A 10,809-nucleotide genomic window follows, 5' to 3' on the forward strand; every position below is an offset into this window, starting at 1 on the left:
GGGCCTTTTCTTTTTTAATACAACATCAAACAGCCAAAAGGTTCAATGCTGACCGTAAGCTTATTATTATTTTTAAAAGTTGCTCCAGACAATAAATCAGTTAATTCGTTCTTATCAGCTCGATATGGGCTAAGCTCTAGTTGGTACGGGTTTGGAGAATTATTGATAATCAGCCCTATCTTCTCGTGCTCCACACCTCGTATGTAGCCAAACACATTACGAACTTCATCAGTAAACCAAGGACGAAACGAACCTTTGCGCAGAACTTCATGGCTTTTTCTCAGAGAAATCAATTGTTGATACCACTTATGCAGCACTGCATTCTGAGCTTGTTCTTGCCATATCATAGCTTTTCTACAGTGGGGGTCTGTCGCCCCTTCCATCCCAACCTCATCCCCGTAATAGATCATTGGAATACCGATATAGGTCATCTGGAAAAAAACAGCCAGCATCATACGTTCAACAGCGGTACTCACGTGGTCCCAACCACGCCCACCTTCTTTACATGCCGTAAGAAACCGCAGGGTATCATGGCTGCCAAGCAACTGAAACATTGCCGAATTCGCCTGGTCATTATACAATGCCTCCTGATGGAGCAATTGCTCCATAAAGCGAACTGGCCCCGTAGATTGTTCCGCAAAAAATTCCAACACTGCATCACGAAGCACATAATTCATCCCTCCATCGAACTGATCCCCTCTAAGCCATGGCCCAGAAGCATGCATAATCTCACCGATCAGCAGGATTTCAGGATATTCAGATTTGAGCTCTTGCCGAAACCGGGACCAAAAACGCGGATTAACTTCATTGGCCACATCCAGACGCCAGCCGTCAATCCCTGTCTCGCGCACCCAATACTTCGCAACCTCAATCATGTAATTCGCCGTATCCGGATTGTCCATGTTCAGCTTTGGCATATGCGCTTCAGCTTTGGCAAACGTTTCATAATTGGGTACAGGCGTCTGCGTAACCGGAAAGGAATGAATGAAGAACCAATCTTTATACGGAGATAGCTCTCCTTTTGCCAACACATCTTTAAACGCGAAAAAGCGGTCTCCCGAATGATTAAACACAGCGTCTAAAATCACTTTGATTCCATGCCTGTGTGCCTGGCTGACCAGCGCCTTCAATCCTTCCATATCCCCAAATACTGGATCAACCTTATAGTAATCGGAGGTATTATACTTATGCTCTGAAGGAGACTCAAATACAGGCGTCATATAAACAACGTTTACTCCTAACTGTTGCAAGTAGGGCATTTTGTCAGAAATGCCTTGTAAGGTCCCTTCGTTATAACTACTAGGATAGATTTGATAGGTTACTGCATCCATGCTCCATGAAGGTAACTTCAACGCCTCAGAATGATGGAGATATGCATATTGAAAAGAACCCGCACGTTCGCGGTTCTCCGACGCCCCTCTCTCTCCATACCAGACATATTCACCCGCAGGATTAGTTACATGGAATAGATATCTGCATTTTTTCGTAGGGTTCTCAATGACCGCTTCATGTATCTCATAAACACCTGCCGACCCAATCCGCTCCATCTGCAAAGGAACTTCATGCCCCGGAGAATCATAACGGTCTGAGTAGATGACGGTACAGGATAATTGCTGTCCAGCTTGCGTGAACAGTCTGAGCTTCAAGATGCCCGTACCCACAGGATAGGCAAACGGATCTTCACTTGTATGATATAAAAACCATGTATGAGGCATAACTTCCAAACTCCTTTTTTATGCTTTTATCTTTAAATCTATGAGACTCTTTGTGATTAGAGAGACTGCTAAATTTGTGTTATTATGGTTACAAATACCGTTCCGGATTATGAGGGGAAGACAATGAAAGTAACCATATCTGATATTGCCAAAGCAGCCAATGTGGCTAAATCTACTGTATCCAAAGTATTAAACGATTCCCCAAAAATATCACAGAAAACGAAACACAAGGTTCGCGAAATTATGAAGCAGATGAACTATACACCAAGCAGTATCGCTACTGGATTAGCCAGACAAAGCAGCTGTAATATTGGTCTCCTGGTCGATATGTCCAAGGAAAGTGAATTTCTAAACCAGTTTTTCTACAACATCATCGGTGGAATAGAAAGTGTAATTGCGCCTTTAAAATACGAGCTGACTATTTCCAATGTGCAGCACAGTAGTCCGGAAGGACATTTTCTAAATAGACTTGTATTCAGCAAACGTGTCGACGGAATCATAGCGAATAACTCCGTACTTACGGAAGAGCTTTGCGAAGAACTGAACCGCTTGGAGTTTCCCTACATCTCCATCGGCGAAATTATGACTCCCGGAAGCTGGGTCGATTTCGATAATGAAGCAGGCGGCGGCATGCTGACCTCACATTTAATAAAGCAGGGGTATTCCAAAATAGCCTTCATAGGCGGGCAGCAGCAGGAAAAGATTTATACCCATCGTCTGAGTGGATATTTGCAAGCATTGCAGCAAGCAGATCTTGCGGATCAGCAGCAATGGATTATCAATTGTAAGGCTGATGAACATGAGAGCTATCATGCTGCACTTGAGCTTCTACAGAGCGAAGATCGACCAGACTCCGTAGTATGCATGAACAGCTATGTTGCCTTCGGGGTGCTTCAAGCTGCAAAATCACTGGATATTCATGTTCCATCACAGCTCGGCATCGCAGCTTTTGATGAATATCCTCTGTCCCGTTATACTACGCCACCTCTAACCTCTCTGAATATCGACACGTTCCAGCTGGGGGTATCTTCAGGCGAGCTGCTGATGCAACGCATTCGTAATAACAACATGCCTACCGGGCATTTGCTTCTCGAGCCAGAACTCATTCCCCGTGAGTCAACCATGAGATCCCAGTTCCCGGCGGGAACTTAGTGAGGAGGCAGAAGCTTGGTTGCGCTGAGTGCTGATTCGGCTTGATTGTCTGGAGTAACTAACTGAGCTTGATTGAGCTTGTGTAGCTGACTGAGCTTTATTGCGCTGAGTGCTGATTCGGCTTGATTGTCTGGAGTAACTGCTTTAGCTTGATCGAATTTGAGTAGCTAAAATGGCTACATCGGATTTAATTGCATTTTGTGCAATAGAAATCCTTATAAGATGGGTAACATTCGATTTAATTGCACTTTGTGCAGTCAAAACTCGTGAAATCGGCAAAAAACAGCCTTTTTCCTGAATTCTACTGTACAAAATACAGTTAAATCTTTCTACCAGCTTCAAACAGAAAGTCTAATTGTACTTTCTGCAATTAAAAAGCTTCATACTGCTTACCAAGGAGCGGCCCCATACGGGAGCCGCTCCTTGTTGTGTTTAAACTGTAGATATTATGAAGCTTATAGATCCTTCCAGCGCTGAACCGTCAGATTTACGGTTTGTGTACCGCCTGATGGCGTAAGAGTTCGATTGGAAAGATCCGATCCATTCGAATTCACCTCCACATTAGTCCAAGCGCCTCGTGTAACTTTGTATTGAATTGCTGTTCCCGCCGGTAGACTTAGTGTGATGGAGTAAATACCATCACTGCCCTTCGTCAGTTGGTAGTTCGGATCTGCCACATTCCAGCTATTGAAGGAACCGGAGAGATAAACGGGACCACTCACAGGAGTAGACGCAGGAACAGTTACTCGGAATGTAACACTATCCGCTTGTGGTTCTCCTGCGGTGATGTTGCCATTCACCATACTCCAGGTGCCCGCAGCAAAATGATAGTTATTGCCGCCATTGTTATCCCATGTGCCACTGCCATTATTAAAGGCTGCGGTCAGCCCAGCTGCCGTGCCCAGCTGAATCGTAACCGCCTTATATCCTGTAAAAGCAGAAGCTTGGAGCTGCTCGCCTGGAGACGTCGTCCAGACCGTTGAACCATCGAGCTTATAATGGATATAAGAGCTGCTATAAGCCGCATTCTTATAATAGATCGTTGCCGTGCTGCCGACAGGTGTTGCCGTTGGCGTTGGTGTAGGCGTTACGGTCGGTGTCGGAGTTGGCGTTACGGTCGGTGTCGGCGTTACCGTTGGCGTCGGTGTTGGCGTTGGTGTTGCTGTTGGTGTTACGGTTGGCGTCGGTGTCGGCGTTACCGTCGGTGTAGGCGTTACAGTTGGTGATGGTGTCGGCGTTACCGTTGGTGTCGGCGTCACTGGTCCACCCGATTGAATATTGCCAGTTGGTGTATAAGTCCAGGTGCCGGCACTAAATAAATAGTTGCTGCCCCCGTTACTGTCCCAAGTACCGCTGCCATTGTTAAAGCAAGCTTCAAGCTGGCTGGCTGAGCCGATATTAATCGTTATTTTGTTGTAGCCTGCTACATCAGAGACAGGTATCGCCACACCTGGTGATGTCGTCCAAGTTCCTCCTACAGGGCGATAATGAATATAAGGCGAGGTATAGCCCTGCTTATAGTAAATAGTGACACTGTTCCCCGCTGGTGTTGTCACTGAAGCAATCGCGCTAAGGAGGGATAGATTGCCTGCTGCATCCATTGCTTTTACCGTATAGTCATACGTAGTACTGGCGGATAATCCGTTATCCGTATATGAAGTAGTTGCGGATGTACCCACTTTGACGCCGTTGCGATAAATTTCATATCCGGTCACACCTACATTGTCGGTGGAAGCGGTCCAGCTTACTAAAGCACTGGATGCATTTTGAACAGTTGCGGTCACGTTAGTTGGTACAGTTGGAGCCACTGTATCTGTAGGAAGCTGTTGTTTTGCATAGATTTTGGCTGCATTTGCACCCACGGTTACAGTGATCTGCTTGCCAGTTGCTCCACCCGATTGTACAGTTACCGTATCCGAAGTGTTCAACTGGTTATAAAGAACCGTCCCGACTGCCAAGCTGCTCTCTGCACGCAGTGGAATGGTAACGGTCTGCGAGCCGCTGGATTTATTACTAAATACGGAGATAACTTCCTGCCCCAGATTAGTTCCAGTGTCGATACGACGTGAAAAAGCATATAAGTTCTGTGCAGACCACATTTCACGTTGAGTGCCTGTACGGAGTGCCGGATTATTTTTCCGAATCTCATTAAGTTTGGCTACGTGCTTGTAGGTGCTGGCATTCTCATTAAAATAATTCTCTAATACATTGCCGTTTGCATCCCGTTTCACCATGGACCAGCGGTTCCAGGTATCGGCGATGCCTCCCGTCATAATCTGTCCATTACCATTGCCTTTGTTCTGTTCCGTACCTTGGAAGACTACGGGTGTTCCACGCACTGTAAAAATAAAAGTCAAAGCGTTCTGCAGCTTATCTACGCTTCCTCCAGCTTCTGTGAGAAAACGATTGCGGTCATGATTGTCGATAAAGGTAACCATGTGATTGGCATTTCCGTTGTAGTAGGAATCCTGTGCCAAGGTGCTTTTAATATTGGAGTCAAAAGACTGCCCATATGCGAAGCTATTTAGAACGGAGAAGAACATTGGGAAATCAAGCATGCCCCACTCCTTGTTGTTGCCGACCCAGCGTGAGACAAATTCAGCATTGCCGTCAAAATTCTCGCCAAAGGTATTAACCCCCAGATAATTTTGCAGTTCACCAATATCAGTCGGCTTCATCAGCTTGGCTGCGTCTACACGCGCACCATCTGCTCCTGTATAGTCAAACCAGCCTTTAATCGAATCAAATACGGCTTTTTTAGCAGCAGGGACATCGAAGTCAATGTCATCCAGTCCGCCTAGATCATGATTTTCTAAGTAATCCTGTGCCCATTGATCGTATCTTCCGTCTGCCAAAGACCAGTTGATATCTCCATTATGGTGATACCAAGCCGGGTTATTGAAAGGAGCTGCTGGCTGCAGACTAGGGATATCATAGTAGGCTTGGGTACCCAGCATATAATCCCCGATATGGTTCGGCACAACGTCGATCACCACCTTGATGCCAACCGCATGTGCGGAATCCACTAACTCCTTCAGCTTCTCCTTTGTACCAAAGTAGGGATTGGCTGCGTTAGGGTCCTTAACGTTGTACCCGTGATACGCTGTATTTTTACCGCTGCCATTGTTCTCCCGATTCGTCATTTGCGGCTCCGCCACTGGGGAAATCCAGATCGCGGTGTACCCCATATTTTTAATATAAGACAGCTTGTCGATCACCCCTTGCCAATCTCCGCCTTTCATATAACGGAAATCTTCTTCAGAGTTCTCGCCATAGCGAATTGCCGCTCCCGTAGCATTGTTGGAAGAGTCCCCGTCATTAAACCGGTCAACCATAATCTGATAAATGGTATCATTCTCGTTAATCGTACCGATGCTGGCCGCATCTGCCTGTTGTGGCGCTAATATGAATAAATTAATCACAGTAGAAAGAAGAATAGATGTAATCAGAACGGGCACGTACCATAACTTACGTTTCATCGCGCGCATCTCCCTCTCTTATTAAAGCGTATTCATAACACACTAAAACCTACTTCTTGGATTAAAAACGACCTTTCCAGCGATGTTTTTGGCATAGAAACAAACGAATTTTAGGGAAACCGGTTTCCCTACTAAAAATTACCATGACACCAGACGCGTTGTCAAGCCTTAAAATTGAAATGCACAACAAAAAAAGAGCTCCTATTTCGGAAGCTCTTGGGGTTGAATATTTAGTGTTTGAGTTCAACGTCCTGTACTCTGAATAAACTGCAAGACTTCATTCATAATTCGGTCCTTCTCTTCACAATGGCACACCATATGACCACTGTTGTCGACCATCAGCACCTGTTTTTGGGTCGCCTTGATCATATGATGACGTAGGTAATCGGCGCTTCTAGTCTTCACTAGATGATCCCGTTTCCCTTGCACGATCAGGGTTGGAGTCTCAATATGCGGATAAACAGAAAAGCTTTCACGAACCAGTCGCTGGAACTCTCGAGTTGCTTTTGGAGGCGTTGAACTGAATTTACTAATATAAGTTTTTAGCATGGAAAAGCTCGCAAGGGTCTTAATAATTTCTACAGGATTCAGCGGAAACACAGGGGTAGACAACAAAGTGAGAGATTTAATCCAAGGTTTATAGCGCACTGAAAGATGTGAAGCAATAAGAGCACCGGTTGAAAAACCGATCAGATGAACTCCGTCATTTGTCTTTAACAGCTCTGTTAATTCATCCTCAGCACTTTGCTGCCAATCATGTCGATCCGAATGCAGTAAATCATTCCTGCTGCCCCCGTGCCCCTTTAGGGTAAATGTTCTGGAACGATAATTATGCTGCTCCATAAACTGGGACAAGGGAGAGATTTCATGCTCACCTCCGGTAAAGCCATGAATAAATAAACAACTTTCCATAATTGTCCCTCTTTTCACATTCCAAACTGAATTCCATCTTTATTGTATAATGCCAATCCCCTTTATTTTCTATTCATTCCAACCTTCTATGTAAAACCTTAACCAAATGATGTCAAGGTTCACCACCGTTATAGGTTCAAAATAAAATATATATTCTATTGTTCCCACCAAAGAAGACCGAGTGCAGAAGTAATCGTTAAACCTACGGCCGAGCTAGATGAAGTTACGTTAGCACAAATAGCAGTCCCCGGCGGAACGATGATGCTGCCCGTAAAGTTCTGTGAGAAAGCGCCTGGGGCTAATTGATAATTGTAAAGCGTCGTCCCCCCGCTAATTGCCGCTGTTGAAGATTGAACGGTCATCGCACTTGTAGCCGCGCTTCCGAGATTATTATTTGTTGGTGTCAAGGTTGCAGGAGAGGTTAACGTCCCCCCTTTGACAATTGTAAAGCTTCCAGACATAGCCGATAGCAGAGAAGATCCGCCGATACTGCCGCTTATACGAGATATATATACGGTTTTTCCGCTGCCAGCAGCATTACTAATCCGAATAGAAGTAATTGCAGAAATAAGACTAAGTACGACCAAACTAGACACGGATGTGCTGGTAGAATACAAGACCGCAGCCTTCGAAGCACTTATTTCAGGTGGCGCGCTGATATCCGGAGATTGGAAGGTATTGACCATATCCACATAAAGAGGTTGATCATTGTCGTTAAACACATATTGATTAGGCATGATTATCCCCTCCCAGTTCTAATATTCCCACCAGCTGATAGATGTTGTCGCTGCTGAAGTTCCCGATGCAATCGTGATGGACGTGGTTATGGAATTTCCGGGAGGAACAACGATTTGTCCAGTAAAGTCAACAATGACGGGACCCGCTGCCAGTAATAAAGATACTAGAGTGGCCGGACCTCCCGTAGGGGCAGCAGTCGAGGTTCTGGCCGTCATCACACTGGTTAACGCACTTCCAAAATTAAAATTTATCGGTGTAACGGTGGTTCCGGTGACCGTAGCGTTCCGAAGTAGAGATAACGTAACCGCAGCTGTTGCCGAGCTAGCTGCAACACGGGATACATACAATGTACGTCCGCTGCCTGCCGGATTACTAATCTGAACAACTAACGGTGCAGCAGTCGTTACCGTAGAAGTAAAAGGGATTCCAAACAATAGCCCCGCCTTAGCCGCTCCTCCCTCCGGAGCTGAATCTATACCAGGTGCAACATACGTGTTGACTTGTTCTGTAAAGAGTGGCTGGCTACTCTGATTAAATACTGAATCGTTTGGCATGCGCTATCCTCCCCGTACTTGAGCTTATCTTATTTTATGCCGCTCTAAGTAGCAGGTTGTTTGGGAAGGTGCGTATTTTTGCTTTTGCAGCCCAATCACCTCTTATTTTTCACCATATATTATTATCACCATTCGAATGGCTAAGGATTGTCCCTAACGGTTCGCGGCTTATTGGACTGCGGTTTATTGATGCTCAGGGCTCAAACGACGGTTAGGGTCCTTTTATGGATAGGGTTCCAGAAAACCCGTAGGAGGTGAATGAAATCCATAACGGTCTGGAACTAGAAAAGCGCAGCAAAATAAAACACACAAAAAAACAGGGGAATCGCTCTAGAAATCCGCAACCTTTTCCACCTCCAAATGGTCGAAGAAAGCGCCGTAAGGTCACGATCAGTCCTTTATTTTCCGAGCATCAATTTATCGGATTCCCCGTGTCCAGCTCCATTTCGCCTCTGCCTTGGCAAAAAAGCGGAACTAAAACGATGATCTCTTACGCAGTTATGAACCAAGGAGACCACCCTGTTAGCGTCCGCTTGGAGATTAGTCCGAACAGTCTTGATTCTTTTATAGATTCAGAAGAGATCGTGGCCGCAAAAGAAATGAAGGTGCTAGTGCCAAGCAGATTTTTAAAGTGGACTCGGATATCCGCCTCCACGCAACAGCCAACGGGTTTAGGCAAAATTGATGTATACGTCCAAGCCCAGTCTATAGGTATGAGTTAACAATTTTATAAGAGAGGGACGAGGAATTTTGCCTAACTACAGCTCTTTTCAAGCTAATCCCGATAATCTACGAACGCTTATTTTTGGCCGGGATGCCTCGCTGATTGATCATCCGCTTACTACAGATCCAGGCGGAAATCTAACGACAATTATCCTAGATGGTACGATTTCCAATATACTCGGAGCTACCATCACTGCGGGTACTTTGTCCTCAGCAGGAACAGTTACTAACATTCTTAACGGGACTATCACTAGCGTACTCGGGGCTACCATCACAGCGGGTACCTTATCTTCCGCAGGTACGGTTACCAACATTCTTAACGGGACTATTACTAGCGTACTCGGAGCTACCATCACAGCTGGTACTTTGTCCTCCGCAGGAACCATTACTAACATTCTCGATGGCACGATTACCAGCGTGCTCGGAGCTACGATCACGGCTGGTACCTTGTCCTCCGCAGGAACCATTACTAACATTCTCGATGGCACGATTACCAGCGTGCTGGGAGCTACGATCACTGCCGGTACTATTACTAGTGTACTAGGCGCAACCATTACCGCTGGTACTTTGTCCTCAGCAGGAACAGTTACCAATATCCTTAATGGGACCATTACTAGTGTGCTAGGAGCTACAATCACTGCGGGTACCTTGTCTTCCGCAGGTACCATTACTAACATTCTCGATGGCACGATTACCAGCGTGCTCGGAGCTACGATCACTGCCGGTACTATTACTAGTGTACTAGGCGCAACCATTACCGCTGGTACTTTGTCTTCAGCAGGAACAGTTACCAATATCCTTAACGGGACCATTACCAGCGTGCTCGGAGCCACCATTACGGCTGGTACTTTGTCTTCCGCAGGTACGGTCACCAACCTCTTAAACGGGACCATTACCAGCGTGCTCGGAGCTACGATCACTGCGGGTACTCTGTCCTCAGCAGGTACCATTACTAACATTCTCGAAGGCACGATTACTAACGTACTTGGAGCCACCATCACAGCTGGTACTTTGTCTTCTGCAGGTACGGTCACCAACCTCTTAAACGGCACCATTACCAGCGTGCTCGGAGCCACCATTACAGCCGGTACACTCAGTAGTGTGACCTCTATTTCACAACGCAGCTTTATCGAACAGACGACGACGGGTATTGCAACTGCTAATGCCTATACTCCACTGCCAGCAGTGACTACGAGCGTATTGGGGACCTATTCCTTTTTCATCAATAACACTGGAGCTAACCCAGTCAACACACGAGTTGAAATCAGTGCTGACGGAACGAACTATTTCGTCGATACCACAGGAGATAATCCTTTAGCAGCAGGTTCTATCGATGTCATAGTTCCGGCCAGATTCCTGAAATATACACGCTTATCCTATCAATCAACGAATGCAGGAGCCGCCTCAACAATCAATGTAAGTTTCAACGCACAGGGAACGTAATGCAGAGGCCCATCATATGTTGTAACGAAAGAGTGCATGGATATCCATGTGCTTTTTCTTTTGATAGCAAAAGCTGATTTCTACTTCTACATA

The 10,809-nt window shown here is 45.8% G+C and carries 8 protein-coding genes; 3 read left to right on the forward strand and 5 right to left on the reverse strand.

Features of this window, described 5'->3' with window-relative positions:
• Nucleotides 1–14 precede the first annotated feature (14 nt).
• Nucleotides 15–1,715, reverse strand: coding sequence for a glycoside hydrolase family 13 protein (locus NYE72_RS25885; RefSeq protein ID WP_339210740.1), 1,701 nt, complete (start codon nucleotides 1,713–1,715; stop codon nucleotides 15–17).
• A 123-nt stretch (nucleotides 1,716–1,838) separates the two neighbouring features.
• On the opposite strand from NYE72_RS25885, the gene NYE72_RS25890 reads away from it, so the two are divergent.
• Nucleotides 1,839–2,867: a LacI family DNA-binding transcriptional regulator gene (locus NYE72_RS25890; RefSeq protein WP_094903751.1), complete on the forward strand. Its 1,029-nt coding sequence runs from the start codon at nucleotides 1,839–1,841 to the stop codon at nucleotides 2,865–2,867.
• A gap of 455 nt (nucleotides 2,868–3,322) precedes the next feature.
• Here NYE72_RS25890 and NYE72_RS25895 read toward each other — a convergent pair whose 3' ends face one another.
• From NYE72_RS25895 to NYE72_RS25910, 4 genes are all read right to left on the reverse strand, one after another.
• On the reverse strand, nucleotides 3,323–6,346 hold the full coding sequence (locus NYE72_RS25895) for a carbohydrate binding domain-containing protein (protein ID WP_339210743.1): 3,024 nt from the start codon (nucleotides 6,344–6,346) through the stop codon (nucleotides 3,323–3,325).
• Nucleotides 6,347–6,589: 243 nt separating this feature from the next.
• Nucleotides 6,590–7,258, reverse strand: coding sequence for an alpha/beta fold hydrolase (locus tag NYE72_RS25900; RefSeq protein ID WP_038573215.1), 669 nt, complete (start codon nucleotides 7,256–7,258; stop codon nucleotides 6,590–6,592).
• 155 nt (nucleotides 7,259–7,413) lie between these two features.
• Nucleotides 7,414–7,995: a hypothetical protein gene (locus tag NYE72_RS25905; RefSeq protein ID WP_339210744.1), complete on the reverse strand. Its 582-nt coding sequence runs from the start codon at nucleotides 7,993–7,995 to the stop codon at nucleotides 7,414–7,416.
• Nucleotides 7,996–8,013: 18 nt separating this feature from the next.
• A complete protein-coding gene (locus tag NYE72_RS25910; protein ID WP_076128012.1) occupies nucleotides 8,014–8,550 on the reverse strand; it encodes a hypothetical protein in 537 nt (178 codons plus the stop codon).
• A gap of 254 nt (nucleotides 8,551–8,804) precedes the next feature.
• Here NYE72_RS25910 and NYE72_RS25915 point away from each other — a divergent pair, with 254 nt between their 5' ends.
• Both NYE72_RS25915 and NYE72_RS25920 read left to right on the forward strand, forming a co-directional pair.
• A complete protein-coding gene (locus NYE72_RS25915) occupies nucleotides 8,805–9,272 on the forward strand; it encodes a DUF6385 domain-containing protein (protein WP_076274251.1) in 468 nt (155 codons plus the stop codon).
• Nucleotides 9,273–9,300: 28 nt separating this feature from the next.
• Nucleotides 9,301–10,716 carry a DUF6385 domain-containing protein gene (locus tag NYE72_RS25920; protein WP_256718526.1) on the forward strand — a complete coding sequence of 472 codons (1,416 nt, stop codon included), beginning with the start codon at nucleotides 9,301–9,303 and terminating at the stop codon, nucleotides 10,714–10,716.
• Nucleotides 10,717–10,809: the final 93 nt, after the last annotated feature.

Origin of the sequence: Paenibacillus sp. FSL L8-0333 (assembly GCF_037965665.1) — a bacterium.
Taxonomy (GTDB): Bacteria; Bacillota; Bacilli; order Paenibacillales; family Paenibacillaceae; genus Paenibacillus_AQ; species Paenibacillus_AQ odorifer.